Raw genomic sequence first — 25,003 nt, 5'->3', positions numbered from 1 at the left:
GCTGAGGCCATGGAGATCGCACTGCTGCCGACGTCCGCGGCGGAGGACCGGCCGCTGATCGACCGGATCACCGCGCTGGTCAACCAGGTCTACGCCGAGTCCGAGAAGGGCCTGTGGCGGGGGAGCACCGACCGGACGTCCACCGGCGAGGTGGCCGGGTTCGTGCGCGCCGGGGAGATCGCCGTCGCGCGGGTCGAGGGCGACCTCGCCGGTTCCGTGCGCCTCCGGCGGCTCGACGACCACACCGGCGAGTTCGGGATGCTCGCCGCCGATCCGGCCCGGCGGGGCGCCGGCGTCGGCCGGGAGCTGGTGCGGTTCGCGGAGCAGGCGAGCCGGGATGCGGGCTGTCGCGAGATGCAGCTGGAGCTGCTCGTGCCGCGCGAGTGGACGCACCCGTCGAAGCAGTTCCTCGCCGAGTGGTACGACCGGCTCGGTTACCGCGTGACCCACCGCGCCGACCTCGCCGAGGACTACCCGCACCTCGCGTCGTCGCTGGCCACGCCGTGCGACTTTCTCGTCTACCGCAAGGAACTGGCGTGACGCTGCTCGCCGGCGCGCGGGTGCTCGACCCCGAAACCGGTGAGACGACCCGCGCGGACGTCCGGCTCGACGGCGACCGGATCACCGAGGTCGGCCCCGGGCTCGACGGTGCCGGGCGCGTCGACTGCGCGGGCGGGCTGCTGATTCCCGGGCTCATCGACTGCCACGCGCACGTCGCGTTCCCGCGGCCGGAGCCGTTGCCGCGCAGCGCCCGGGTGCTCGAAGCCGTGCCGGTGCTGCGGAAGCTGCTCGCGCGCGGGATCACCACCGTCCGTGACGCCTGGGGTGCCGACGCCGGCCTCAGGCACGCCTTGCGCGAAGGCTGGATCACCGGGCCGGACCTGCTGGTCAGCCTGCGCCAGCTCGGCCCGACCGGCGGCCTCGGGGACAGCTGGGAGCCGCCCGCCGGCGCCGTCGACCGCTTCGGTGACCCGTCGCTGCCGGACCCGCTGTTCGACGGGCCGGACGCGGCGCGCGCGGCAGTCCGCCGGATGGTGCGCGCCGGGGCGGACTGGATCAAGGTGGGGGCGAGCGGGGCGATGCGGGCGGTCCGCGCGGGCGTGGACGTCCGCCCGACCGACGAGGAGCTCGTCGCGCTGGTCGACGAGGCCCGCCGGTGCGGGCGGGACGCCATGGCCCACGCGCACACGTCCGCCGCCGTGGTCTCGGCGGCCCGCGCGGGGGTGCGGAGCGTCGAGCACGGCACCTTCCTGGACGACGAAGCCGTTGCGGCGCTGGGGAACGCCTGGTTCGTGCCGACGCTGGCGCCGATCGACGACAGCGAGTTCGCCGCGGACCACCGGAGGTCGGTGCGCCTCGCCGCCGAGGCGGGTGTCCGGATCGCCGCGGGCTCGGACCTCGCCCCACGCCCCCATGTCGACTTGACGACCGAGCTGCGGTTGCTGGCCGCGGTCCTCGGCGACGCGGCGGCCCTGAAGGCGGCCACCAGCGAAGCGGCGAGGCTGTTGCGCCTCGACGACGACCGCGGCCGTGTCGAGCCGGGCCTGCGGGCCGACCTGGTGCTGCTCGACGGCACGGACCTCGACGTGACCGACCTGCCGGGTCGGGTCCGGGCGGTCTGGCACGACGGAAAGGCCGTCAGCACAAGGGAATGACGGGGAGGGGGCGTGGGCGGGGGTGGGTTCAGTCCGTCATGAGTTCGAACTCCTCGGTCAGGCGGATCAGGAAATCGCGCGAGTCCCGTTCGGACAACGCCACTTGCTCCAGGCGGGTGCGCAGGACGTAGAAGGCCTCGACCGCGACCCGGTCGTCGACGAACAGCCCCGCGGCGAAGGTTTCCTCGTAGGCCACGGCGGGGTGTTCGGCGAACTCCATGATCGTGAACCGGCTGCCGACCAGGTGGTAGGGCGGCGCCGAGGCGGGCACGACGCGGATGGTGCAGTGGGGCAGGTTGGTGGCGAGCACGAGGGACTGCAGCTGTTCGTGCATCAGCGCCGGATCGCGCACGATCGAGCGCAGGGTGTGTTCGTAGACGAAGTACAGGCAGTCCGGCGGGTTCGTCCGCTGCAGCAGCCGTTGCCGGTCCATTCTCGCCTGGATCAGGAGCTGGAGCCGGTCCGTGGTGTACCGGCCGGACATCTCGTAGAGGGTGCGGACGTAGTCCTCGGTCTGGAGCATGCCGGGCAGGGCCGTCGGGCTGTTCGAGATCACCCGGGTCGCCAGGTTCTCCTGGACGATGAGGGACTTCGCGGGATCGACGAGCGCGCTGAAGTACGGCCGCACCCAGTAGAGGTCGCTCGGGGGTTTTGTCAGTTCCAGCAACCTGTTCCGTTCCGGGGCCTTGGTTCCGCAGTTGGCCAGGTAGATCGCCGCGTCGATCGGGGAGATGCGGCGGCCGTTCTCCCAGCCGGACACCTTCGACGCAGACCAGTCCGCGCGCCGGGCCAGCTCGCGCAGCGACATCTGCTTCGCTTCGCGCTGGGTCTTCAACTCGATGCCCATCTCCCGTGTGCGCACCGTGCTCTTTTCGGTCATGCTCGCACGCTAAAGGCAACCACCGACAAAATGCCGCGTGCCGCGCGAGGATTCACCGGAAGGGATGTGGGGTGTTCTGCCTGTGTGACAACGGGTTTAGCCCGCGAAGCGCTGCGAAGCAGCTTCGCATAATGAAGCGCGCTTCGCACGTTAGTAAGCCAGAATGGCCGTATGACGTTCATTTCCGGAATCGAACTCGCGCGCCGCTTCTACGGCGGCGTAGTGCGTCCGCTGCTCACCGGCGAGCCGCACAGCGCCGCGTTGCTCGGCCCCGGTTCCGAGGTCCTCGGCTTCGACACGGAACGCTCGGCCGACCACGACTGGACCGCGCGCGTCCAGCTGTTCCTGCCGCGCGTCCGCGAGGTCCGGGTGCCGGAGACGTTCCTCGGTCACCCGGCGAAGCTGATCGTCGCGACGCTCGACGACTGGCCGCGCGGCGTGCTCGGCTTCGACCCGCGCCGGCCGCAGCGGCGTGACTGGCTCGCCACCCCGACGCAGGTCTTCGCCGAGTTCACCGGCGGCACGGTGTTCCACGACGACCTCGGGCTGGAAGTGCTGCGCCGCAACGTCGCCTGGTACCCGGACGACGTCTGGCGGTACGTCCTCGCGTGCCAGTGGCGGCGGATCGAGCAGGAGGAGCCGTTCGCCGGGCGGTGCGGGGAGGTCGGGGACGAGCTGGGCTCGGCCGTCGTCGCGGCACGGCTCGTGCGGGACCTGATGCGGCTGTGCCTGCTGATGGCGCGCCGGTACCCGCCGTACAGCAAGTGGCTCGGCAGCGCCTTCGCGCGGCTGCCGGTCGCCGGGACGCTCACGCCGTCGTTGACCGCGGCCCTCGCCTCGACGACTTGGCGGGAGCGGGAACGGCACCTCGTGACGGCGTTCGAGACCGTCGCCGAGGCGCACAACGCCCTCGGGCTCACCGAGCCGCTGGAGCCGCGGGCGAGCGCGTTCCACGACCGGCCGTTCCGGGTGATCCACGCCGAGCGGTTCGCCGCGGCGCTGTACGCCGGGACGGCGTCACCCGCCGGGGCGATCGACCAGTTCGTCGACAGCACCGACGCGCTCGGCGACCGCGCGTTCACGCGCCGGGTGGTTGACTGCCCGGATGGCTGAGACGAAACCGCGCGACCTGGCGGTGCTGCTGCTGACGCTGACCGTCGTGACCGGGGTGGTCGACGCGGTCAGCTTCCTCGGGCTGGGCCGCGTGTTCGTGGCGAACATGACCGGCAACGTCGTGTTCCTCGGGTTCGCGGCGGCGGGCGAGACGACGTTGTCGGTGGTGGCGTCGCTGACGGCGGTCGCGGCGTTCCTGGCGGGCGCCCTCGCCGGCGGCCGGCTGGCGCGCGTCGAGGAGGACCACGGCGCGCTGCGGAAGGCGACCGCGGTCCAGGCGCTGCTGGTTGCTGTGGCGGTCGTGCTGTCGGCGACCCTGGGCAGCGGCACGCGGCTGGGCAGCGAGCTGCTGATCGTGGTGCTGGGCGTGGCGATGGGCCTGCAGAACGCGGCGGTCCGCCGCATCGGCGCCCCCGACCTGACGACCACGGTGCTGACGATGACGCTGACGGGCTTCGCGGCGGACTCCAAGGCCGCGGGCGGCGACGGTGCGCACCCGCTGCGGAAGGTGGTCGCCGTGGCGGCGATGCTGGCGGGCGCCTTCGCGGGCGGGATGCTGCAGCTGCACGTCGCGATGTGGGCGGCGCTGACGCTGGCCCTGGTGCTGGTCCTCGCCGTGCTGACGGCACTGCAGCTCGACCGGCCGCGTACCAGGACCACCGCCGACCGGTGATGAACCGCCTTGCCGGGCGGCGAAAGCGGGTGCGCTCGCGGTCCACGCACCGCGAGACCGCGGCCGGTCAGCCGAGGGCGCGGCCGCCGTCGACCCGGAGGCGCTGGCCCGTGATGAAGCTCGCCTCCTTCGAGGCGAAGAAGCTCACCGCGGCCGCCACGTCCTCCGGCTTGCCCAGGCGGCCCGCCGGGACCGAGGCGCGGTAGGTCTCGCGCTCGGCTTCCGGGACGTTCGCGTGGCGTTCCACCGGGACGAAGCCCGGGGCCACCGTGTTGACCGTGATGCCGTCCGGTGCGAGTTCGCGGGCCCACGCGCGGGCCAGGCCGACCTGGGCCGCCTTCGCCGTCGCGTACGCCGAGCGGCCGACCGGTGCCTTGTCCGCCTGCTCCGAATCGATGTGCACGATCCGGCCGTGGCCGCGGGAGCGCATCCCGGGCAGCACCGCGTGGCCGAGCAGCACCGGCGAGCGCACGAAGAAGTCCAGCTCGGCCAGGTGATCCGGCCAGTCCACTTCGGACACCAGGCCGTCCGGCTGCGGGCCGGTCGCGTTGAGGACCAGGACCTCGATCGGGCCCAGCAGCGCCGTCACCGCGTCGATCAGCTCGCCGACCTGACGCCGGTCGGTGACGTCCGCGGCGAACGCGGCGGCCTTGCCGCCCGCGGCGAGGACCTCCTCGGCGGCGGTCTCCAGGTCGGGGTCGTCGTGCGGCGCGTTCACCGCCACCGCGAACCCGTCGCGGGCCAGGCGCCGCGCGATCACCCGGCCGAGGCCACGGGAACTTCCGGTCACCAGTGCGACACCCATGCGCCCGACGCTAGGGGAGACCCCCGGGTACGACAACCCTCCGGCTCAGCCGATCGGGGGAAACGAAAAGCGGGTGGGTGCGCAACCGCGCACCCACCCGCTTCCGGTGATCCGACGTCAGAGCGAGCGGCCGGTGTTGAAGTCGGTCGCCGTCACGACGGACGGCGGCCCCTCCATCGGCTTCGCGCCCCGCGGGGCCTTCTTCCGGCGCGACAGCTTCCGCTCCAGCCACGAGGCGAACCACGAGAGGAGCAGGTTGAGCGCGATGAAGATGAGCGCGATGACGATCAGCGTCGGGATCGTGTTGTTGAAGTTGCCGGTGATCGGTCCCGAGCCGCGGATCAGCTCGTCGTAGCCGATCGTCAGCTGGCCGGCCAGCGCCGTGTCCTTGAGGATGACCACCAGCTGGCTGACCAGCGCCGGGAGCATCAGCGTGACGGCCTGGGGGAGCAGGACGCTGACCATCGTCTGGGTCTTGCGCAGGCCCAGCGCCGACGACGCCTCCGTCTGCCCCTTCGGCAGCGACAGGATCCCGGCCCGGAACACCTCCGCCATCACCGAGCCGTTGTAGAGCACCAGGCCGGTGACCGCGGCGAACAGCGGGCGGGTGTCCGGGCTGATGTCGGTGTAGTAGGCGTACAGCGACGCCCCGAACACCATCAGCAGCAGCACCGGGATGGCCCGGAAGAACTCGACCACGGCGCCGACCGGGATCCGCACCCACTTGTGCTCGGACAGCCGGCCGATGCCCAGCAGGGCGCCGATCGGCAGCGCGATCACGATGGACAGCCCGGCCGCTTCGAGGGTCTTCACCAGGCCCGGCAGCAGGAACTGGGTCCAGGTCGACCCTTCGACGAACGGCTTCCAGAGGGCACCCGCCCACTGGCCCTTCTCGGCGAAGCGGTCGTAGACGAAGTACGCCACGGCCAGCAGGATCAGCACGAACAGCACCGAGTAGAGCCAGTTGCGGGTGCGGGCCTTCGGGCCGGGGGCGTCGTAGAGGACGGCCTGCGTGCTCATCGCTTGACCTCGGCTTTCTTGGCGACCCAGCCGAGCAGCAGGCCGAGTGGCAGTACCAGCGCGACGAACACCAGTGCGAACAGGATGAAGACGTAGAACAGGGAGTCGGACTCGTTCTCCACCATCGTCGACATCAGCAGCGACGCCTCCGCGACGCCGATCACCGAGGCGACCGTGGTGTTCTTCAGCAGCGCGATCAGGACGTTCGCCAGCGGCGCGATGACCGCGCGGAACGCCTGGGGCAGCACGATCAGGCCCAGCACCTGCACGAAGTTGAGCCCGAGGGCGCGCGCCGCCTCGGCCTGGCCGACCGGGACGGTGTTGATGCCCGAGCGCAGCGATTCGCACACGAAGGTCGCGGTGTAGACGATGAAGCCCAGCACGGCCAGCCGGAACGCGTTGTCGGCCAGCGAGGTGGGCGAGTCGGACGCAGCCAGGTTGATGCCGAGGGTGGACGAAAGACCCAGCGAGGTGAAGATGATGATCACCGTCAGCGGGGTGTTCCGGAAGATGTTGACGTACACCGTGGCGAACCCGCGCATGATCGGCACCGGGCTGACCCGCATGCCCACCAGGATCGTGCCCCAGATCAGCGCGCCGATCGCCGAGAAGAACGTCAGCTGGATCGTCGTCCAGAACGCGTCGACGAGGTTGTAGTCAGGATTGTTGAGGAAATCGAACACTGTTGTCCAACCTGGCCTCGGAACGGGAACGGTGCGCCGCGGCTCGCGGCGCACCGTTCAACTTCGGATGCGGGTCAGGGCGCGATCGCCGGCACGGCCGGGATCTTGTAGCCCGACGGGCCGACGTTGGCCTGCAGGGACTTCTCCCAGGACCCGTCCTGCTCCATGGCCTGGATCGCCTTGTTGACGGCGGCCTTGCCGTCGGCGTCGTCCTTCTTCAGGCCGACGCCGTAGTTCTCGTCGGTGAAGCCCTTGCCGACCAGCTTCAGCTTGCCGGGCTGCTGCGCGGCGTAACCGGCGAGGATGACGTCGTCGGTGGTCATCGCGTCGACGCTGCCGTTCAGGAGCGAGGTCACGCAGTCGGTGTACTTGCCCACCTCCTGCAGCTGCACCTCCTTGGCGTACTTCGTCTTCACGTTCTGGGCCGGGGTCGAGCCCTTGACCGAGCAGAGCTTCTTGTTGCCGGTCAGCGAGTCGGGGCCGGTGATGTCGGTGTTGTCCGTCCGCACCAGCAAGTCCTGGTGCGCGATGAAGTACGGGCCGCCGAAGGAGACGTCGTTCTTGCGCTTGTCGGTGATCGAGTAGGTGGCGACGATGAAGTCGACCTCACCCTTCTTGATCAGGTCCTCGCGCTGCGCGGACTGCGCTTCCTTCCAGGTGATCCCCGACTCTTCCACGCCGAGCTGCTTCGCGATGTACTTCGCGACGTCGACGTCGAAGCCGGCGTAGGAGCCGTCCGGCTTCTTCAGGCCGAGGCCCGGCTGGTCGAACTTGATGCCGATGGTCAGCTTCTTGTTGTCCTTGGCCCGCTGGACCAGGTTCTTGTCGCCGCTCGCGCCGCTGCTGCCGGACCCGCCGCCGCAGGCCGTCAGGGCCAGACCGGCGGCCATGACGACCGCACCCGTCTGCAGAACTCGACTCAACCGCATCGTCTCTCAGGTTTCCTTCCGAATCTCGTCCGGCGATGGCCGGAGGAAAAGTGCTCAGTGGGGTTTGTCAGTGGGTCAGGATCTTGCCGAGGAAGTCCTTCGCGCGCTCGCTCTTGGGCGCGGTGAAGAACTCCTCCGGCGTCGTGTCCTCGACGATTTCGCCGTCGGCCATGAAGATCACCCGATCGGCTGCCCGGCGGGCGAAGCCCATCTCGTGGGTGACGACCAGCATGGTCATGCCGTCCTTGGCCAGGCCCGTCATGACGTCCAGGACCTCCTGGACCATCTCCGGGTCCAGGGCCGAGGTCGGCTCGTCGAACAGCATGACCTTCGGCCGCATCGCCAGCGCCCGCGCGATGGCGACGCGCTGCTGCTGGCCACCCGAGAGCTGCGCCGGGTACTTGTCCGCCTGGTTGGCGATCCCGACGCGCTCCAGCAGCTCCATCGCCGTCTTGCGGGCTTCGTCCTTCGAGGCCTTGCGGACCTTCGTCGGCGCCAGCATCACGTTCTCGACGATGGTCTTGTGCGCGAACAGGTTGAACGACTGGAACACCATGCCGACGTCGGCGCGCAGGGCGGCCAGCGCCTTGCCCTCCGCCGGCAGCGGCGTGCCGTCGACGGCGATCTCGCCCGAGTTGATGGGCTCGAGCCGGTTGATGGCCCGGCAGAGCGTCGACTTGCCGGACCCCGAGGGGCCCAGCACCACCACGACCTGGCCGCGAGGCACCTCGAGCGTGATCTCCCTGAGCACGTGCAGGTCGCCGAAGTACTTGTTCACGGCGGACGCCTTGATCATCGGCGCCGCCACCTCCGCGGTCATCTGGCCTCCAGAGCTGTTTTCGTACCGGCAAGTGGGTGTGGGTCACCACGCGATGGCGGAAACCTACCGCCGCCCTCCGGGTTGGCAAGGCCGCTTGACCAATACTTAGGGTTTCAAGTGGGTATCGATGTCCTTTTGGCGAGTATTGATGCCTTCGTGACTTCCGTCGAGTCGAACTCACGGAGAGTCACCATCCGGGTGTCCGGTGCGGTCGCCGCGGCGACGTCCTAGAGTTCTTCGCTACCGGCTGGGGTGAAGCCGGTCACGCGGAGGGTGGACGGGTGCGGGTGCTGCTGGTGGAGGACGACGACCGGGTCGCGGGTGCGCTCATCCCGGCGCTGACCCGGCGCGGCCTGGCGATCGCCCGGCTCGCGTCCGGCGCCGGGGTGCTGGAGCGGGTGCACGAGGTCGACGTCGTCCTGCTCGACCTCGGCCTGCCGGACATCGACGGCGTGACGCTGTGCCGCCAGATCCGCGCGGTCAGCGACGTCGCGATCATCGTGGTCTCGGCCCGCGGCGAGGTCGACGACCGGATCCAGGGCCTGCGCGCGGGCGCCGACGACTACCTCGTCAAGCCCTACGACGTCGAAGAGCTGATGGCCCGGGTCGAGGCGGTGCGCCGCCGCCGCGGCGAGCACGGCGGGTCCGCCGAGCCGGTGGTGATCCGGGCCGGGGACGTCAGCGTCGACCTGTCCCGGCACGAGGTGCTGGTGGACGGGCAGGCGATCGCGTTGTCCCGCAAGGAGTTCCAGGTGCTCGCCCTGGTGGCGGGCGCGCGCGGCAACGTCTGCTCGCGCGAGCACGTGCTCACCGAGGTGTGGGGGCACCGCGGGCCGGCCGAGAGCCGGTCGCTCGACGTCCACGTCGCGACGCTGCGGACCAAGCTCGGCCGCCCGGCGCTGATCGAGACGGTGCGCGGGGTCGGCTACCGCCTCGGCGGCCAGGCCGCCCGGAGCTGACGGGTGCGCGTCCGGCTGCAGGGCATCGTGCTGACGCTGGTGGCGTTGCTCGTGTTCGGCCTCGGCATCCCGCTCGCCGCGACGATCGCCGCGGGCGCCCAGCAGGACCTGTTCCTCGACCGGCTGACCGACACCGCGCGGTTCGCCTCGCTCGCGCAACGCCCGCTGCTGGACAACAAGCCCCAGCTGATCGACCCCGACCTGCGCCGCTACACCGAGGTGTACGGCGTGCAGGTGGTCGTGTTCAACCAGGACGGCACCGTGGTCGGCTCCTCGCTCGGCTCCGGCGCCGCCCGGATCGACCTCAAGACCGCGCGGATCACCGGCCCGGTCCACGAGGCGCTCGCCGGCCGCCGGTCGCAGCCCGGCGGGATGCTGCTGCCGTGGAACACCGACCCGCTGGTGCTGGCCGAACCCGTGCTGGCCGACGGCGAGGTGCGGGGCGCGGTGGTGACGGTCTCGGACACCACCGTCTCCCGCACCGACGTGCTGTGGTGGTTCCTGCTGCTGGCCGCGGGCGGGGTGCTCGCGTTCGTGCTGGCCCTGGCGGTGGCGATCCCGGTGGTCCGGTGGATCCTGCGCCCGGTGAAGCGGCTCGACGACGCGACCGGCGCGCTGGTCGCGTCCGTGGTCGGCGGGCGGGCGGCCGAGCCGGTGGGGGAGGGCGGCGGGCCGCCGGAGCTGCGGCAGCTCGGGCGCTCCTTCGACCGGATGGCCGAGAGCGTGTCCGGTGCGCTGGAGGCGCAGCGGGTGTTCGTCGCCGACGCGTCGCACCAGCTGCGCAACCCGCTCACCGCGCTCAAGATCCGGCTCGGCAACCTCGAAGGCCACGTCGGCGACGAGGCCGCGGCCGCGGACCTCGAAGCCGCCCGGATCGACGCCGGCCGGCTGCACCAGATCCTCGACGGCCTGCTGTCGATGGCCCGCGCCGAGGCCTCCGGTGGCGAGCTGGACCCGCTCGACCTCGGCGAGGCCGTCGCCGAGCGCGTCGCGGACTGGTCGGTGGTCGGCGAAGCGCGCGACGTGCGGCTCGTGGTGGACGTCTCCGGCGACGGCGTCCGGGTGCGGATGCCCCCGCGCGGCGCCGAGACGATCCTGGACGCGCTGCTGGACAACGCGCTGAAGTTCACCGCCGCCGGCACCGAGATCCGGATCGGCGTCACCCGCGAGGGCGACGAGGTCCGGCTGGCGGTCCGCGACCACGGCCCCGGCCTGCGGCCCGACGAGCTCGACCGGGCGCTCGACCGGTTCTGGCGCAGCAGCGCGCACCAGAACGTGCCGGGTTCGGGGCTCGGCCTGGCGATCGTCAGCGAGATCGTCGCGCACTCCTACGGGAATCTGGCCCTCGACCTGCCCGAGGGCGGCGGCCTGCGGATCACCATGACGTTCCCGGCGGTCTGAGCGCGTCAGTCCTTCTGCGCGCGGTAGTACCGGAGCGCGCCGGGGTGCAGCGGGATCGGCTGCGTCTCGATGCCCGGGTGGACGTCGATCGAGAGTGCCGCCGGATTGGCCCGCGCGAGCTCCGCGCGGGCGTCGAACAGGCCGCGGACCAGTGCCTCGGCGACGTCGTCGGACATCGCGGCCGGCACCACCAGGAAGTTCGGCACCAGCAGCGTCGTGACCGGGCCGTCCTGGTTGTACATGCTCGCCGGGATGGACGCGGTCCCGTACACCTGGTTGAGGGTCTGCATCCGCGGCATCTGGTCGGCGATGTCGAGCAGGCGCAGCGACTTCGTGTCGTTCTGGCCGGCGATCAACGGCGTCGGCAGCCCGCCGGACCAGAAGAAGGCGTCGACGTCGCCGGTCAGCAGCGCCTTGACCGAGTCCTCGAGCCCGCGTGTGGTCGTTGTGCTGACCGAGCCGTTCAGCTCGGCGGCCTGCAGCAGCCGGCTGGCGATGTACTCGACGCCGGACGCGGGCAAGCCGATCGCGATCCGCTTGCCACGCAGGTCGGTGACGGAGTGGATGGCGGAGTCGGTGCGCACGACGATGTGCAGGTAGTCGTCGTGGATCCGGGCGAGCGTCCGCAGCCCCGGGTTCTTCTTGTAGGTGTCGGCCGCGACGTCGGCGGCGACGAACCCGACGTCGGCGGCGCCCGACAGGACCTTGGCGACGTTGTCGGGGGAGCCCTGGGTCTGCAGCACCTGCGGCCGCTCGATGTCCAGGCCGGACTGCCAGGCGGTGGCGAGGGTCTGCGCGAGCGTGTCGTAGACGCCGCCCGGGTTGCCGGCGGCGATCCGCAGCCGGAGGCCGGCGAAGCCGGAGGAGCACCCGGTCAGCAGCGCGGCGAACGTGAGCAGGGCGGCCGCCATCGCGAGCGCGCGTTTTCGCCGGGTCCGGGCCACGGCCTGATCGTGCCAGACGCCGTGGCCCGCGCACGCCCGAAGCCGGGATCAGGTGTGCTGCAGGATCCGCGCGATCGCCGTGGGGTCGGCCGACGTGGCGAGCGTGTCGAGGTGCCCGGGGTTGAGGAACGTGGCCGTCAGCCGGCAGAGGATTTCCACTTGGGCGCTCGCCGGAGCGGCGACGGCGACGGCGATCGAAACCTCTTCGTCGTCCCAAGGAATGGGCGTGGCGAAGCGGGCGAACACAATTCCTTCACCGGTGGCCAGGTAGTCGTGTGTGTGCAGTGCGTGAGGGACGGCGATCCCGTGTCCGAGATAGGTGGAAAAGCGGCGTTCGCGCGCGACGAGGGAGTCGGCGTACCCGGTGTGGGCGGCGCCGGTCCGTTCGAGCTCGGCGCCCAGGTGAGCCACGGCTTCCCAGCGTGAGGCCACTTTCACGTCGAGGTGTACGGCGTGGACGGTCAGTGCGGATTGCCGCGTGCTCATCATTTTCGTCTTTCCTCGGCGTTCTTCGGCGCTCTCTGCGGGATGGGGAAACGATAAGCGGGGAAGGATGTTTCGGCGATGTTTCCGTAAGGTATCTCACAGCGTTTCGCCAGGTGGGAAATGTGCGAGGTGCACACCATTGCGAAAAGGTGAAACGCATTTCGAATGTGGCGAATGGTGCTTTGTCAAGCTTTTCCGCAAAAGACTGGGGAAATCCGGGTTCGCCCGCGTCGGGCCGCCGCGTGGTGAGCGAGGTAACTGGTTGTTGACTTACGTCGCCGGGCGAGCCTACCTTGTAACTATCCAGTTAGATACCGGACGGGAGCAACAGGCATGACGACAACACTGGTCACCGGCGCGAACAAGGGCATCGGCTACGAAACGGCACGTCAGCTCGTCGCCGCCGGGCACACCGTGTACGTCGGCGCGCGGGACGCCGAGCGCGGGCAGGCGGCGGCCGGCCGGCTGGGCGCGCGGTTCGTGCAGCTGGACGTCACCGACGACGCGTCCGTGGCGACAGCGGTCAAGACCATCGAGGCCGACGGTGGCTTGGACGTCCTCGTGAACAACGCCGGCGTCGAGGGCCGGCAGGCCGACGGCGGCGTGATCGGCGCCGCCGACGTGACCGCCGACCAGGTGCGGGATCTGTTCGACACCAACGTGTTCGGGGTCGTCCGGGTCACCCGCGCGTTCCTGCCGCTGCTGCGGCGGTCGGCGGCGCCGGTGGTGGTCAACGTGAGCAGCGGCCTGGCGCGGACCGCGGACCTGGCGAACCCGGACTCGTTCACGGCCTTCTACCCGGGGATCTCGTACCCGGCGTCCAAGGCCGCGCTGAACATGGTCACCGTGCAGTACGCCAAGGCGCTCCCCGGCTTCCGGATCAACGCCGTGGACCCCGGCTACACGAAGACCGACCTCAACCACAACAGCGGCACGCAGACCGTCGAGCAGGGCGCCGAAGCCGCCGTCCGGCTGGCCCAGGCCGGCCCCGACGGTCCGACGGGCGGCTTCTTCGACGCCGCGGGCCCGGTGGCGTGGTGACCACCGTCCGTCCTCGCGACGCCGCGGCCACGAAGGCCCTGCTGCTCGCGGCGGCGACGGCGGAGTTCGCCGAGCACGGGCTGGCCGGCGGCCGGATCGACCGCATCGCCGAGCGCGCGGGTGCCAACAAGCGGCTCATCTACGTGTACTTCGGCGACAAGAACCAGCTGTTCGACGCGGTGGTGGAGGAGGAGGCCCGGGCGGTCTTCGAGGCCGCCCCGATGACCGACGGCGACCTGTGCGCCTTCGCGGCCGCGCGGTTCGACCACATGCTGGCGAACGCGGCGTCCCGGCGGATCAGCACGTGGCGCACGCTGGAGCAGATCGAGCCGGCCCCCGCGGAGGTCGACCGCTTCCGCACCCGCGTCGACGCGGTGGCGGCGGCGCAGCAGGACGGCCGGGTCCGCGCGGACCTCCCGGCGGTGGACCTGTTCGCGATCGTCCTGCGCATGACGGAGAGCTGGCTGAGCGCACCACCCGCACTGACCGCGGCGGCGAAGCCGGATCGGCTGGAGGAGCACCGGACGGCGTTGCTGGAAGCGGTGCGGAGCGTGGTCGAGCCACGTTAGTGCGGCGGCGGTCGCCGTCCAGCCGCGTTCGCGGTGTCCGGCCGGGCGGCATACTGGGGGGATGAGCGAGCCGATTCCCCTGTTCCCGGTCCCGCCCATCGATCCGGCGCGCTTCGCGGCCGAGCAGCACCGGCAGTTCACCGGCATGCGGCTGCACATCGGCCGGTCCGGTGTCGCCCACCGGGTCAGCTGGGTGCCGTGGCTCAACAGCCTGACCCTGCCGGCGCCGGCGTGCCACCAGGGCTGGTCGGGCCTGGGCGCGGGCGGCGAGGTCACGCCGACCCACCTGGGGGTCAGCTGCCGCAAGTGCCTCCGCCTGGGCGGGGAGCCGGAGGACCCGGACCAGCGGACGCTCTTCGCCCTGCCCGGTGCGGAGCAGAGCTAGCCGGCGGCCAGCACGGCCGCGAGACCCTCGCGCAGATCTCGGACGAAGTAGCCGGGAACCTCCAGCGACGGGAAGTGGCCCCCGGATTCGGGCGACCGCCACCGGACGATCCGCCGGTACCGTTCCTGCGCCCAGGGGCGCGGGCACTTCTCGATGTCGCGGGGGTACATGGTGATGGCCGACGGGACGTCGACCCGCAGGCCGGGGTCGAGCGAGTTGTGGCTTTCGTAGTAGATGCGGGCCGCCGACGCGCCGGTCCGCGTCAGCCAGTACAGGGTGACGTCGTCGAGGACGCGGTCCCGGGACAACGTCTCGAACGGGCTGTCGCCGGTGTCCGACCACTCGGCGAACTTGTCCAGGATCCAGGCGAGCAGCCCGACCGGTGAGTCGACGAGCGAGTAGCCGATGGTCTGCGGCCGGGTCGCCTGCTGCTTCGCGTACGCCGCGCGGTGGCGCCAGAAATCGCGGGTTTCCTCGGTCCACGCGCGCTCGGTCGCCGTCAGGCCGTCCGTGGTCAGCCCGGGCGGCCCTTCCGCGAACGTCGTGTGGATGCCGAGCACGTGCGCCGGGAACCGGCCGCCGAGCACCGTGGTGATGTTGCCGCCCCAGTCGCCGCCGTGGGCGAGGAACCCGGGGTAGCCGAGCCGCCGCATCAGCTCCACCCACGCGGCCGCGATCTTTTCGGTGCCCCACCCGGTGGTGGCCGGCTTGTCGCTGAAACCGAAGCCCGGCAACGAGGGAACCACGACGTGGAACGCCGGCGCGTCCGCGTCCGCCGGGTCCGCCAGCTCGTCCACCACGCCGACGAACTCGGCGATGCTGCCCGGCCAGCCGTGCGTCAGGATCAGCGGCGTGGCGTCCGCGCGCGCGGATCGGCGGTGCAGGAAGTGGATGCCCAGATCGTCGATGATCGTGCGGAACTGGCCGATCCGGTCGAGGCGCTCTTCGAACGACCGCCAGTCGTACCCGGTGCGCCAGTAGTCCACGACGTCGACGAGGTCGGCGAGCGGAACGCCCTGGTCCCACCGCCGGGGGCCGGGCGCGGCGTGGTGGACCGTCTCGGCCTCCGGCAGCCGCGCCGCGGCCAGTCGCGCGCGCAGATCGTCGAGGTCGGCGTCGGTCGCGTGGGCTTCGAACGGGTGGACATCGCTGGTGGGACGGGGCATGAGACCTCCTGGCCATCGTGGAACCGGCTAAGACGGTTCTAACATGCCTTCTTGTCGTCCGGCAACCTGCTAAGGTGGTTCCATGCGTGTCGAGTTCCCGGACTTTCGCCTCGGTAATGTGCTGGCGACCAGCTTCACGGGGACTCTCTCAGAGCGTCACGGCGAATCCGTGGAGCGCATTCCCGTGCCGCGCCGGCTCGTCGACTGGCTGGCGGTGAGCGGCCTCGCCGTGGACTCGTGCACCGACGCCCAGCTCGACCTCGCCCGGGAATTGCGGGAGTCGATTCACGCCGCCGCGACCGCGGCCGCGCTGCAGGACGCTCTCCCCGCGTCAGCCGTCCGGATCATCAACGACCGCAGTGCTCAGGGGCGCGCCGCGGCCTTGCTGACACCCGAGGGCAAGCGGCGGTGGCAGCTCGGCGCGGCTTCCCGCGTGGAGGACGCCCTCGGCGTGATCGCCGCCGACGCGATCAGCGTCCTCGCCGGCGAGCGAGACGGAAAACTGGCGTTGTGCGCCTCACCGACCTGCCAAGCCGCCTTCTTCGACACCAGCCAGAGCCGCACCCGCAAGTGGTGTGACATGAACACGTGCGGGAATCGTCAGAAGAAAGCGCGCTTCACCGCCAACCGGCGTAAATCGGCGGAGTGATCGCTGCTCAGTCGAGGGGCAGCACCGTGGGGGACAACGCCGTCACGGATTCCGTGAGCAGGCTCGCGAGACCGTCGAAGCTTGCGGTCGCCGACAGGGTCGCTGTGTCCGGTACCCGGTCGAAGGCCAGCCGCAGGCGGTGGTGCAGCTGCGGTACGCGGTCAGCCGGGAACGTGTCCCGCTCGCCGGCGAGACTCTGCCAGGCCGCCGCCAGGGTGGCGCGGATGCGCTCCGGGGACGCGGCCGCCGTAGGATCCGTGGTGCCGGGGCGCGCGAACGGGTAGCCGGGCAGGCGGACCCGCCTGATCCGGCGGTCGGTCAGCTCGACCTCGACGCCGCTGCACCACAGCTGCGCCACGGCCTGCGGGCCGGTGCCCGGGACCGCCGTCAGCTCCGGGCGGGTCGACGCCGCGGCCAGGAACTCGCCGCCGCCGAGGTCGACGACCACCGCCGCCCGCCCGCCCGTCGCGGTGACCAGCAGCTCCGGCGCGTCGGCCGGGTACGTGAGGTGCTTGGCCCATAACCGGACGTCGAGGGGCCGGCCGGCCGGGGTGACGCCGTCCGGGGCGGCCACGGCGACCGCGGGCGTCGTGAATGTGACGGCTTCGAGGGCCTCGGGGAGTGTGCCGGGGTGGTCGAGGGCGGTGGCCAGGCGCAGGCCGTCGGCGTGCGTCAGGACGCCGGCGGCCACGGCGGCGATCAGGTGGCCCACACCCGAGCCGGTGACGACGTCGGGTGCGGCGCCGCGGCCGGTGAGCTGCGTGAGGAGCGCGTGCTGGGCGGCGAAGGCCGGTGCCGCGGAGCCCTCGCCGGCGCCGAACGCGAACACCAGCCGCACCGGCCGGGTCCGGTCCACCACACCGGCGGCCACCGGACCGGTGCTCAGCGCGCCGGCCCGCAGCGCGGCGGCCGCGCCGGCGGGATCGGCGGCCACGACGGCGAACCGGTGCGGGAACCGTTCGCGGCCGCGTTCCAGGGTGGCCGCGACCTGCGCGAGGTCGACGCCGGGGGAGGAAGTGAGGTGGTCGGCCAGCCGCCGCCGCGCCGCGGCGAGCGCCGCCTCGGACGCCGCCGATACCGCGACGACCTGGCTGCCGCCGCTCACCGGCTCGGCCGGAGCCTCCGGTGCCGCAGATCCGGCCGCGGGAGTGGTGGCGAGTGCAGCCGCGGAGTCCGGCCGAGCGCCGCCCGACCCGAGAGACACGGCTGCCGGTGCGGAAGAAGCGACCGCAGAACCCGCGACCGGCGCCTCAGCGGAGGCGACTGCGGGACCAGCGACCACCGGCGTCCCAGCGGAGGCGACTGCGGGACCAGCGGCCACCGGCGCCCCTGCGGAAGCGACCGCAGGACCCGCGACCGGCGCTTCAGCGGAGGCGACCGCGGGACCGGCGGCCACCGGCGTGACGTTGGCCAGCAGTGCCACCTGTGCCCGCACCGTCGTGTGCCGTAGCAGCTCGCCGATCGACGGGGCCGTCGTGAACCGCGACTTCAAGCCCGCCTGCAGCTTCACCAGGATCAGCGAATGGCCGCCGACGTCGAAGAAGTTGTCGTCCATGGCGAACGTGTCGTGTTCCAGCAGCTCCGCCCACGCCGCCCGCACCAGGTCCACAGTGGACTCGGCCGAAGAGGCAGGAGCGGCAGGAGCGACCACGGCGGGAACAGGCGCAGCGGCCGGCACAGGAGCGTCGACCGCTTCGGGCAACCGGCGCCGGTCGATCTTTCCGTTGGGCGTCAACGGCATCCGGTCCAAGGGCACCAGGTACCGCGGCACCGCGAACACCGGCAGCACCTCGCGTGCGTGCCGGCGCAGCTCCTCGACCGTGCCGCCCGCGCCGAGGACCACGTACGCCGCGATCTCCTTCTCCTTGCGGCTGTTGAAGCACACCGTCACGAACGCGGCCTCGACCGACGCGTGCGCGGCGAGGGCCGACTCGACCTCGCCCAGCTCGACGCGCTGGCTGCGGATCTTGACCTGGTTGTCGTTGCGGCCGATGAACTCCAGCCGGCCGTCCGGCAGCCAGCGCACCCGGTCGCCCGTGCGGTACAGCCGCGCGCCGGGAACCCCCGAATAGGGGTCGGGGATGAACCGCCGCGCCGTCTCGCGCGGGTTGCCGAGGTAGCCGCGGGTGACGCCGGTGCCGCCCAGCAGCAGCTCGCCCGGCACGCCGCGGGGCGCCTGGCGCATCGTCGTGTGGTCGAACACGACGTAGCCGTCGGTCTCCGGGACGACCCGGCCGATCGACAGCGTCCGCGTGTTCTCCTCGATCTCCGTGATCGGCGTCCAGGTCGTGGTGAACGAGTTCTCCGTCGGCCCGTAGCTGTGCAGCATGGTGCCCGGCGCGCTCCAGCGCAGCGCCTTCTCCAGGTGCGGCACCGAGACGATCTCGCCGCCGAAGTACACCCGGCGCAGGCCGGTGAACAGGTCCGGCACGTCCTCGACCAGCCGGTTGAGCAGCGGCGACGACACGATGAGCGTGGTGATCCCGCGCTCGCGGAACGCCGTCCGCAGCTCCGGCGGGCTCAGCGTCAGCTCCTTGTCGAAGATCACCAGCTCGGCGCCGTGGGTGAGGGCGCCCCAGACCTCGTAGGTCGCGCCGTCGAAGTTGAGCGGCGAGAGCTGGGAGACGACGTCGGTGTGGTGCAGCGGCACGAAGTCGGGGCGGTCGAGCAGCCGGACGAACCCGGCGTGCGGCCAGATGACGCCCTTCGGCCGGCCCGTGGACCCGGACGTGTAGAGCACGTTGAACGCCGTCGCCGGGTCGATCACCACCTCCGGCGGGGTGCCCGGGTGGCGCGCGGCTTCCGCGAGGGCCTCGTCGACGAGGTAGATCGGGCACTTGGGCAGCCGCACGCGCTCGACGAACCCGGGCGCGCCGACGACCAGCCGCGGCCGGGCGTCGTCGAGCACCATCTGCAGCTGGGCGTCGGGGTAGGCCGGGTCGAGCGGCAGGTAGGCCGCGCCCGCCATGAGCGTGCCCAGCCAGAACACGACCGACGCCGGGCTCGGCGGCAGCAGCAGCGCCACGAGCGACTCGGCGCCGAGGCCTTCGGCACGCAGCCAGTTCGCGACGGCGCCGGCGCGCGTGACGAGCTCGGCGTAGGTGAGGACTTCGTCGTGGTAGCGGACGGCGACGGCGTCCGGGCGCAGCTCGGCCTGCCGGCGCACCATGTCGTGCAGCAGCACCCGGTTGACCGGCTCGGTCTCCGTCGCCGGACGGACGGGCACGAACGGGTCGCAGGCGGCGACGAGCGCGCCGCAGGTCGCGGCGGGATCGGCGACGGCGTCGGTGAGGAGCTTGACGAGCTGGGCGAGCAGCACTTCGGCGGTGCTGTCGCGGTACACCAGCGTGTCGTGGTCGACGCGCAGCCGGATGTGCGCCTCGCCTTCCAGCGCCGCCAGCGACAGGTCGTACTTGCCCGCGGTGGTCTCGTGCTCGACGACCTCGATCGTGGTGTCCCCGGCGGTCCAGGACAGCTCCTGCTCTGGGAAGTACATGAACACGCTGTTGTCGATGAGGGACGCGCCGCCGTCGCGGCGGATGTCGCGCAGCCGGGCCGACGGGACGGCCGAGTGCTCGAGCGAGTCGAGCACCTGGTCGCGCACGCGGTCGACCAGCGCTTCGAACGGCTCGGTGAAGTCGAGCGCACTGCGCACCGGGAGCACGCGGGCCAGCAGGTCGACGCGCTCTTCGTCCTCGGGCGTGCGGGCGGCGAACAGCATGCCGGTGGTGCCGTCCGCGGTGGCGCTCCACGCGTGCAACAGGGTCAGCCACGCGCTCAGCACGACCGACGCGGGCGAGGCCAGCCGTTCCCGGGCCACCGCGCGGACGCGCTCGAGGAGGTCCGCGGTCAGCAGGGTCTCGTGGAAGCCGGCCGGGCCCGGCGCCGAGCCGGGGCGGTTGCGGTCCGCGATCGGCGCGAGCGACGGGGGCTGGTCGGCCAGCAGGCCCGACCAGTACGCGGTCAGCTCGCTGTCGGGAACGTCCACAGTGGACTCGACGGCCGGTAGCGGCGCGTCCCACGGCGCCCGTCCGCCGACGCGCTCCCGGTAGGCGTGCACCAGGTCCCGCGCCACGATGCCCTGCGACCAGCCGTCGGACACGACGTGGTGCACGGCCAGCACGAACAACGCGCCGTCGTCGGCGTGCAGGAGCGTGCCCCGCACGAGCGGCGCGGAACCGAGGTCGAACGGCTGGGCGGCGATCGCGGCGGCCCACTCCAGCGCCGCGGCCCGGTCGTAGCGGCCGGGCCGCCGGTGCTCGACGAACGGGACGGGCGGGCGGTGGTGCACCACCTGCACCAGTTCGCCGTTCTCGGCGAGGAACGCGCTGCGCAGGTTCGGGTGCCGCTCGACGAGGTCGCCGAGCGCGCTCCGCAACGCCGAGACGTCGACACCGGGGGTGAACTCCAGGTCGAGCGGGATGGTGAACCGGGCGGACTCCGGTTCCCGCTGCATGGCGAGCCACACCTCGGTCTGCTCGGCCGTCGCGGGCCTGCGCGTCTCGGTCACGGGGTTCCTTTCACGGTCGGGAAAGCCTGGTCAGTTGCTCGCCCGGCGCCGCACGACGAAGTCGGCGATCGTGCTGATGGACCGGAAGTTCACCGGCGTGAAGTCGGTGTCGGAGATGGGGACGCCGAACTGCTGCTCGCACCGGGCGCGCAGCTCGACGAAGCCGAGCGAGTCGAGCCCGAGCGTCTCCTGCAGGCTGTCGTCGGCGTGGATGCCGTCGGCCGGGACGTCGACGTACAGGTCGGCGACCAGGATCTCGCGCAGTGTGTCTTCCAGTGTGTTCTTCGGGGCGATTTCCGGGGACATGATCGCGTCCTCACTCTCGGTTTCCGGCGGGCAACGGCGTGCCCGCGTCGTGACGGGCCCGGTGCACGAGCTCGTCGGTGGCCGGGGTCGGGATGGCGTGCCGGGCGCCGGCTTCGCGGACCGGGCCGGCGATCGCGTCGAGCTCGCCCGCCTCGCCGCGTTCGACGTCGCGCTGCAGCGACGTGCGGGTCCGGCCGGGGGCGCGGGTCAGCGCGCGCAGGACGCGGCCGCGGTCGAGCCGGGCGCCTTCGGCCCGGCCGGTCGCGCACGCTTCGTCGGCGCAGGCGAGCATCAGCCGGGTCAGGTCCTCGTCTTCGCGGACCGCGTCGAGGGGGCCGCCGGCGCACGTCGTGGCGAGCGCGAGCGGTGCGAGCAGAGCGAGCTTGCGCCAGAGGACGTCCGCCTCGGAACCGCCGTCCGTGCAGCCGATCCCGGCCGCGGTCAGCGCTTCGGCGACGACCTCGGGCGGCCCGGCCAGCTCGATCTCGGTGAACAGGGACTCCTGGCGGACCTCGCCGACGGCGGTGCGGGTGGCCTCGATCCGGATCGAACCCGCGACCACCCGGTCGCCGAAGCGCTCCCGCAGGGGTGGCAGGTGCCCGGTGCCGTTGAGCAGCGGGACGACGACGCCGACATCGGCGGCCACAGTGGACAGCGCGCCGGGCAGGTCGGGGTGCTTGACGCAGACCCACAGCACGTCGGCGGGCCCGGTCAGGCGGGCGGCGGCCGGGACCGCGACGGTGAAGCCCTCGCGGAGGCCCTGCCGCACCGTGACACTGCCGCCGTAGCGCGCGAGGGAAGCGGGCCGCAGCAGGAGCGTGACGTCTTCGCCGCCGCGGGCGAGGGCGGCGGCGAGCGCTAGCCCGACCCCGCCCGCGCCGAGGACCGCGTGCCGGCTCATGCGGACCGGCGGACCGAGCGCGGCGTGATGTCGTGCCACGTGCCGGCGACGTGGTCGAGGCAGGCCTCTTCGGTGCCGGTGAACCCGGCCGCCGCCCAGCCGTCCGGGAGCGCGAGCCCGGCGGGCCACACCGAGTACTGCTCTTCGCCGTTCACCACGGCGATGTACGTGGCCTCGTTCGTCTCCGGCACTTCTCGCTCGCCCCCACTACGCACCGCACGTCGGGTCCGGGTCCCCCGGACCACTGCCGGATTCGACGTTAGCGACTCGGCCGGAACCGCCCTTCTCCATTTCTGCGTATTCTCGCAAGGGCGCTCGGCGTGGCGGAGAAGATATTCGAAAATGCTGTGATTTGAGTCACCTTTCATTTTGGTTGCTGTGATCGCTCGGTGACTGCCACTGTGAGGCATCAGGGGCGGTCGGCCCCGTCATATTCACACTCTGGGGGTCGTTTCGTGGTGCGGCGGGAAGGCGAAGAGGGCGATCGTGAGGTCCGGACGCTCAATCCATCCCAATCGAATCCGCGCCTGCGGTACGAATTCGACCGCGGCAGCGGTTACGAGACCGAGCTGAGGCTGACCGCTGCCCTCTCGGCGCTGATTCCCGAAGACGAGCTCCTGCACTCCGACCACCGCTTCTTCCAGATCGTGCACCTGCTGACCGAGTACTGCTGGGTCGCGGTGCACCACAGCCTGTGCGACCTGACCGCGGCGCTGGCGAAGGGCGACCCGATCACGGCGACCCGGCACCTCGTCCGCTGCACCGACTCCGCCGGGCTGACCGTCGAATGCCTGCGCGTGATGACGAACTCCCTCGCGCAGGTGTCCTTCCTGCAGATGCGCAAGGACCTGGCCGGTGCGGCCTCGGGTCTCGCGTCGCCCGGCTCGCGCAACGTCCGCCGCGCCGCGCACGCCGTCTGGACGGAGTTCGAGGCCGCCGTCACCGCCGCCGGCGTCACGATGGCCGACCTGGTCGAGGCGACCGGCCCGGACACGTCGGCGGCCCCGGCCACGATGCAGCTCGCCGAGGTGATGACCGGCCTCCAGCGGTTCGACACGCAGGTCCTCGAGTGGAAGCAGGTCCACATCAACCTCGTGTGGCAGATGCTCGGGGGCCAGCCCCGCGCCGCCGACGAGGACGAGGACGCCGACGACCGGCCGCGGAGCATGCGCGGCCGCTCCATCTCCGACCTGGAACGGCTGGCCGTGCGCCCGCTGTTCCCGAAGCTGTGGTTGCAGAACACCGCGGTCTACCGCGCGGCGAGCGCGGTGGCCCCTGAAGAAGAGGCGGCATGACGCAGGAAACGAAAACCCCGGCCCCGCTCACGGTCCTGGCGACGGCGCGGACCACGCTGCGCGAGGTCCCGTTCGACGAGGTCCGCGCGATCCTCGCCGGCGAGCCCGGCGCGGGGAAGTGGGCCTGGGCGCCCGGCTACCCGTTCGACGGCACGCTCGGCGGCGCGAAGCTCGTGCTGCGGATGGTCACCGCCGACGCCTACCGGCCGGGGTTCGGCCTGTACCAGATCGTCGACGGCGAATCCGGGCTCGCGATCGGCGACGTCGGCTTCCACGCCGCGCCCGACGCGGCGGGGGAAGTAGAGATCGGCTACGGCCTGATCGAGGCGTTCCGGGGCCGCGGGCTGGCCACCGAGGTCGTCGAAGCGCTGCTGGCCTGGACGTTCGAGCAGCCCGGCGTCACCGCCGTGCTCGCCGAGACCGACGAGGACCACCTGCCGTCGCGGCGGGTGCTGGAGAAGAACGGGTTCGCGTTCCTCGGTTCCGACGGCGAAACCCGCAACTACGCGAAGCGGCGGGAGCCCGGGTCATGACCAAGGTGGCGGTGTTCGAATCGGCCGACGCGTCCGGGCTGCCGGATCTGCTCGACGCGGCGGCGGACTGGTGCGAGCTGGTCGTCGTCAACGCGGGCCCGCAGCCGTGGTCCGCCGACGAGCGGGAGGGGATCGCCGACCTGGCCGAGGTCGTCGAGGCCGCCGGGCTGGACGCCGTCACCGTCGCCGAGCGGCTGGCCGCCCTCGACGTCGACGGCGTGCTGACGCTGGAGGACGAGTGGATCCCGCTCGTCGCCGCGGTGGCGGCCCGGCTGGACCTGCCCTACCACGACGAGGCGACCGCCGAAGCCGTGACGCACAAGGACGTCCAGCGCGCGCGGCTCGCCGGCACCGACCTCGGCGTGCGGGCCGCGGCCTTCACCGACGAGCCGTCGCTGGTGGCCGCGATCGAGGCCGTCGGGTTCCCTGCGGTACTCAAACCCGTGCGGGGCAACGGAAGCCTCAACGTCTACACCGTCGACCACGAGCCCGGCCTGCGGGCGGCGCTGATCGAGGCGACCGGCACCGCGCCGTCGGTCCGGGCGAACTTCAACCTGGGCCACGGGTCCGCGGGCGCGCGGACGTGGCTGCTCGAAGAACGGCTGATCGGGATCCCGCACCCCGAGGGCGACTGGCTCAGCGACCACTTCTCCGTCGAGGTGCTGTCGCTGGGCGAAGGCGAGCACTGGCCGTTCTGGCTGTCCGACCGGTTCCCGCTGATCCCGCCGCTGCGCGAGACCGGGATGACCGGGCCGTCGCTGCTGCCCCTGGACGTGCAGCGGCTGGCTTCCGAACGCGCCGCCGCGATCCTGACCACGCTCGGCGTCACGACCGGGATCACGCACCTGGAGTTCAAGCTCACCGCCACCGGCCCGCGGCTGATCGAGGTCAACGGCCGGCTCGGCGGGTTCCTCTCGTCGATCGTCCCGCACGTCAGCGACCTGAACCCGGTGCGGCTGGCGCTGGAGGCGGCCGTCGGCAAGGCCGAACGCCGTCCGGTCGTCCCGACCGGTTACGCGGCCTGCGTGTTCACCCACGTCCCGCTGGGCGGCGGGCGGATCACCGCGCTGGCGGACCCCGGCGAGCTCGTCCGCGAGCCCGGCGTGTGGCGGGTCGACGTCCGCAGCGCGGTCGGCGAGTCGCCCGACTACCGCACCGGCACCAACGGGCGGCTGCAGAACGTCTGGGTCGAGGGCGCGACGGGGGCCGAGCTGCACGCCGCGTTCGTCACCGCGGACGCGTTCGTCGCCGACGGCAACCGGTTCGAGTGAGGGGACGAC

26 protein-coding genes are annotated in these 25,003 nt (G+C 71.9%); 13 read left to right on the top strand and 13 right to left on the bottom strand.

The annotated features are described in order from the left end of the window. Nucleotides 1-9: 9 nt before the first annotated feature. Together OG570_RS47025 and OG570_RS47020 are read left to right on the top strand one after the other, a co-directional pair. Nucleotides 10-540 (top strand): GNAT family N-acetyltransferase, encoded by a 531-nt coding sequence (locus OG570_RS47025; RefSeq protein WP_326954991.1) that lies wholly within the window; start codon nt 10-12, stop codon nt 538-540. Continuing rightward, on the top strand, nt 537-1,655 hold the full coding sequence (locus tag OG570_RS47020) for an amidohydrolase family protein (RefSeq protein WP_326954990.1): 1,119 nt from the start codon (nt 537-539) through the stop codon (nt 1,653-1,655). The genes OG570_RS47025 and OG570_RS47020 overlap by 4 nt, the downstream gene beginning before the upstream one ends. A gap of 28 nt (nt 1,656-1,683) precedes the next feature. Here the strand turns inward: OG570_RS47020 and OG570_RS47015 are convergent, their stop codons facing one another. Further along, entirely contained in the window at nt 1,684-2,535 is an 852-nt protein-coding gene (locus OG570_RS47015) for a helix-turn-helix domain-containing protein (RefSeq protein ID WP_326947455.1), read from the bottom strand. Nucleotides 2,536-2,706: 171 nt separating this feature from the next. On the opposite strand from OG570_RS47015, the gene OG570_RS47010 reads away from it, so the two are divergent. Continuing rightward, nucleotides 2,707-3,648, top strand: a complete 942-nt coding sequence (locus OG570_RS47010; RefSeq protein ID WP_326954989.1) for a DUF4037 domain-containing protein — start codon at nt 2,707-2,709, stop codon at nt 3,646-3,648. Next, nucleotides 3,641-4,321, top strand: coding sequence for a YoaK family protein (locus OG570_RS47005; protein WP_326954988.1), 681 nt, complete (start codon nt 3,641-3,643; stop codon nt 4,319-4,321). Before OG570_RS47010 ends, OG570_RS47005 begins: the two co-directional genes overlap by 8 nt. 67 nt (nt 4,322-4,388) lie before the next feature. On the opposite strand, the gene OG570_RS47000 is transcribed toward OG570_RS47005, so the two are convergent. From OG570_RS47000 to OG570_RS46980, 5 genes are all read right to left on the bottom strand, one after another. Then, on the bottom strand, nt 4,389-5,126 hold the full coding sequence (locus OG570_RS47000) for an SDR family NAD(P)-dependent oxidoreductase (RefSeq protein WP_326954987.1): 738 nt from the start codon (nt 5,124-5,126) through the stop codon (nt 4,389-4,391). Nucleotides 5,127-5,243: 117 nt separating this feature from the next. Beyond that, complete coding sequence (locus OG570_RS46995) at nt 5,244-6,146, bottom strand: amino acid ABC transporter permease (RefSeq protein ID WP_247063018.1); 903 nt, start codon at nt 6,144-6,146, stop codon at nt 5,244-5,246. Continuing rightward, complete coding sequence (locus OG570_RS46990; RefSeq protein WP_247063020.1) at nt 6,143-6,829, bottom strand: amino acid ABC transporter permease; 687 nt, start codon at nt 6,827-6,829, stop codon at nt 6,143-6,145. Before OG570_RS46990 ends, OG570_RS46995 begins: the two co-directional genes overlap by 4 nt. Before the next feature lie 74 nt (nt 6,830-6,903). Beyond that, a complete protein-coding gene (locus OG570_RS46985) occupies nt 6,904-7,758 on the bottom strand; it encodes a glutamate ABC transporter substrate-binding protein (RefSeq protein ID WP_326947460.1) in 855 nt (284 codons plus the stop codon). 67 nt (nt 7,759-7,825) lie between these two features. Then, the gene (locus tag OG570_RS46980) at nt 7,826-8,554 is read right to left on the bottom strand and encodes an amino acid ABC transporter ATP-binding protein (protein ID WP_247064103.1); all 729 of its coding nucleotides are present in this window, start codon (nt 8,552-8,554) and stop codon (nt 7,826-7,828) included. Nucleotides 8,555-8,859: 305 nt separating this feature from the next. Here OG570_RS46980 and OG570_RS46975 point away from each other — a divergent pair, with 305 nt between their 5' ends. Both OG570_RS46975 and OG570_RS46970 read left to right on the top strand, forming a co-directional pair. After that, a complete protein-coding gene (locus OG570_RS46975; protein WP_247063026.1) occupies nt 8,860-9,537 on the top strand; it encodes a response regulator transcription factor in 678 nt (225 codons plus the stop codon). Between the two features lie 3 nt (nt 9,538-9,540). Then, nucleotides 9,541-10,938, top strand: a complete 1,398-nt coding sequence (locus OG570_RS46970; RefSeq protein WP_326954986.1) for a sensor histidine kinase — start codon at nt 9,541-9,543, stop codon at nt 10,936-10,938. A 5-nt stretch (nt 10,939-10,943) separates the two neighbouring features. On the opposite strand, the gene OG570_RS46965 is transcribed toward OG570_RS46970, so the two are convergent. Continuing rightward, on the bottom strand, nt 10,944-11,882 hold the full coding sequence (locus OG570_RS46965) for a TAXI family TRAP transporter solute-binding subunit (protein WP_326947462.1): 939 nt from the start codon (nt 11,880-11,882) through the stop codon (nt 10,944-10,946). A 48-nt stretch (nt 11,883-11,930) separates the two neighbouring features. Then, nucleotides 11,931-12,371: a PTS sugar transporter subunit IIA gene (locus OG570_RS46960; protein ID WP_326954985.1), complete on the bottom strand. Its 441-nt coding sequence runs from the start codon at nt 12,369-12,371 to the stop codon at nt 11,931-11,933. A 330-nt stretch (nt 12,372-12,701) separates the two neighbouring features. Here OG570_RS46960 and OG570_RS46955 point away from each other — a divergent pair, with 330 nt between their 5' ends. The 3 genes from OG570_RS46955 (at nt 12,702) to OG570_RS46945 (ending at nt 14,363) form a co-directional block, all read left to right on the top strand. Continuing rightward, nucleotides 12,702-13,409, top strand: coding sequence for an SDR family oxidoreductase (locus OG570_RS46955; RefSeq protein ID WP_326947464.1), 708 nt, complete (start codon nt 12,702-12,704; stop codon nt 13,407-13,409). After that, complete coding sequence (locus OG570_RS46950) at nt 13,406-13,978, top strand: TetR family transcriptional regulator (protein ID WP_326954984.1); 573 nt, start codon at nt 13,406-13,408, stop codon at nt 13,976-13,978. The genes OG570_RS46955 and OG570_RS46950 overlap by 4 nt, the downstream gene beginning before the upstream one ends. 61 nt (nt 13,979-14,039) lie before the next feature. Next, nucleotides 14,040-14,363 (top strand): hypothetical protein, encoded by a 324-nt coding sequence (locus OG570_RS46945; protein WP_326947466.1) that lies wholly within the window; start codon nt 14,040-14,042, stop codon nt 14,361-14,363. On the opposite strand, the gene OG570_RS46940 is transcribed toward OG570_RS46945, so the two are convergent. Then, nucleotides 14,360-15,529, bottom strand: a complete 1,170-nt coding sequence (locus OG570_RS46940; RefSeq protein ID WP_326954983.1) for an epoxide hydrolase family protein — start codon at nt 15,527-15,529, stop codon at nt 14,360-14,362. The genes OG570_RS46945 and OG570_RS46940 overlap by 4 nt on opposite strands. 82 nt (nt 15,530-15,611) lie before the next feature. Here OG570_RS46940 and OG570_RS46935 point away from each other — a divergent pair, with 82 nt between their 5' ends. Beyond that, a complete protein-coding gene (locus OG570_RS46935; protein WP_326954982.1) occupies nt 15,612-16,178 on the top strand; it encodes a CGNR zinc finger domain-containing protein in 567 nt (188 codons plus the stop codon). A gap of 7 nt (nt 16,179-16,185) precedes the next feature. Here OG570_RS46935 and OG570_RS46930 read toward each other — a convergent pair whose 3' ends face one another. From OG570_RS46930 to OG570_RS46915, 4 genes are read right to left on the bottom strand one after another with little or no spacing between them, the layout of a single operon-like run. Next, nucleotides 16,186-20,688, bottom strand: a complete 4,503-nt coding sequence (locus tag OG570_RS46930) for an amino acid adenylation domain-containing protein (protein WP_326954981.1) — start codon at nt 20,686-20,688, stop codon at nt 16,186-16,188. Nucleotides 20,689-20,718: 30 nt separating this feature from the next. Beyond that, nucleotides 20,719-20,994: an acyl carrier protein gene (locus OG570_RS46925; protein WP_326947470.1), complete on the bottom strand. Its 276-nt coding sequence runs from the start codon at nt 20,992-20,994 to the stop codon at nt 20,719-20,721. A 10-nt stretch (nt 20,995-21,004) separates the two neighbouring features. Further along, entirely contained in the window at nt 21,005-21,895 is an 891-nt protein-coding gene (locus tag OG570_RS46920; protein ID WP_326954980.1) for a ketopantoate reductase family protein, read from the bottom strand. Then, nucleotides 21,892-22,086 (bottom strand): MbtH family protein, encoded by a 195-nt coding sequence (locus tag OG570_RS46915; RefSeq protein ID WP_326947472.1) that lies wholly within the window; start codon nt 22,084-22,086, stop codon nt 21,892-21,894. Before OG570_RS46915 ends, OG570_RS46920 begins: the two co-directional genes overlap by 4 nt. 264 nt (nt 22,087-22,350) lie before the next feature. Between OG570_RS46915 and OG570_RS46910 the strand changes: the two genes are divergently transcribed. Genes OG570_RS46910 through OG570_RS46900 form a run of 3 tightly spaced genes read left to right on the top strand, consistent with a single transcriptional unit; the run spans nt 22,351 to nt 24,994 of the window. Then, entirely contained in the window at nt 22,351-23,190 is an 840-nt protein-coding gene (locus OG570_RS46910; RefSeq protein WP_247063050.1) for a hypothetical protein, read from the top strand. Further along, the gene (locus OG570_RS46905; RefSeq protein WP_326954979.1) at nt 23,187-23,723 is read left to right on the top strand and encodes a GNAT family N-acetyltransferase; all 537 of its coding nucleotides are present in this window, start codon (nt 23,187-23,189) and stop codon (nt 23,721-23,723) included. The genes OG570_RS46910 and OG570_RS46905 overlap by 4 nt, the downstream gene beginning before the upstream one ends. Further along, nucleotides 23,720-24,994, top strand: a complete 1,275-nt coding sequence (locus OG570_RS46900) for an ATP-grasp domain-containing protein (protein ID WP_326954978.1) — start codon at nt 23,720-23,722, stop codon at nt 24,992-24,994. The genes OG570_RS46905 and OG570_RS46900 overlap by 4 nt, the downstream gene beginning before the upstream one ends. Nucleotides 24,995-25,003: the final 9 nt, after the last annotated feature.

Origin of the sequence: Amycolatopsis sp. NBC_01286, assembly GCF_035982555.1 — a bacterium.
In the GTDB taxonomy this organism is placed as follows: Bacteria; Actinomycetota; Actinomycetes; order Mycobacteriales; family Pseudonocardiaceae; genus Amycolatopsis.
This window is presented reverse-complemented; position numbering and strand designations above follow the sequence as displayed.

What these genes read in the sequence shown, in the direction of transcription:
- OG570_RS47005 (WP_326954988.1), top strand. Translation starts at nt 3,641, where the DNA reads ATGGCTGAGACGAAACCGCGCGACCTGGCGGTGCTGCTGCTGACGCTG.
- OG570_RS47000 (WP_326954987.1), bottom strand. Translation starts at nt 5,126, where the DNA reads ATGGGTGTCGCACTGGTGACCGGAAGTTCCCGTGGCCTCGGCCGGGTG.
- OG570_RS47010 (WP_326954989.1), top strand. Translation starts at nt 2,707, where the DNA reads ATGACGTTCATTTCCGGAATCGAACTCGCGCGCCGCTTCTACGGCGGC.
- OG570_RS46985 (WP_326947460.1), bottom strand. Translation starts at nt 7,758, where the DNA reads ATGCGGTTGAGTCGAGTTCTGCAGACGGGTGCGGTCGTCATGGCCGCC.
- OG570_RS46925 (WP_326947470.1), bottom strand. Translation starts at nt 20,994, where the DNA reads ATGTCCCCGGAAATCGCCCCGAAGAACACACTGGAAGACACACTGCGC.
- OG570_RS46920 (WP_326954980.1), bottom strand. Translation starts at nt 21,895, where the DNA reads ATGAGCCGGCACGCGGTCCTCGGCGCGGGCGGGGTCGGGCTAGCGCTC.
- OG570_RS46955 (WP_326947464.1), top strand. Translation starts at nt 12,702, where the DNA reads ATGACGACAACACTGGTCACCGGCGCGAACAAGGGCATCGGCTACGAA.
- OG570_RS46905 (WP_326954979.1), top strand. Translation starts at nt 23,187, where the DNA reads ATGACGCAGGAAACGAAAACCCCGGCCCCGCTCACGGTCCTGGCGACG.
- OG570_RS46995 (WP_247063018.1), bottom strand. Translation starts at nt 6,146, where the DNA reads ATGAGCACGCAGGCCGTCCTCTACGACGCCCCCGGCCCGAAGGCCCGC.
- OG570_RS46980 (WP_247064103.1), bottom strand. Translation starts at nt 8,554, where the DNA reads ATGATCAAGGCGTCCGCCGTGAACAAGTACTTCGGCGACCTGCACGTG.
- OG570_RS47025 (WP_326954991.1), top strand. Translation starts at nt 10, where the DNA reads ATGGAGATCGCACTGCTGCCGACGTCCGCGGCGGAGGACCGGCCGCTG.
- OG570_RS46940 (WP_326954983.1), bottom strand. Translation starts at nt 15,529, where the DNA reads ATGCCCCGTCCCACCAGCGATGTCCACCCGTTCGAAGCCCACGCGACC.
- OG570_RS47015 (WP_326947455.1), bottom strand. Translation starts at nt 2,535, where the DNA reads ATGACCGAAAAGAGCACGGTGCGCACACGGGAGATGGGCATCGAGTTG.
- OG570_RS46960 (WP_326954985.1), bottom strand. Translation starts at nt 12,371, where the DNA reads ATGATGAGCACGCGGCAATCCGCACTGACCGTCCACGCCGTACACCTC.
- OG570_RS46900 (WP_326954978.1), top strand. Translation starts at nt 23,720, where the DNA reads ATGACCAAGGTGGCGGTGTTCGAATCGGCCGACGCGTCCGGGCTGCCG.
- OG570_RS46945 (WP_326947466.1), top strand. Translation starts at nt 14,040, where the DNA reads ATGAGCGAGCCGATTCCCCTGTTCCCGGTCCCGCCCATCGATCCGGCG.
- OG570_RS46935 (WP_326954982.1), top strand. Translation starts at nt 15,612, where the DNA reads ATGCGTGTCGAGTTCCCGGACTTTCGCCTCGGTAATGTGCTGGCGACC.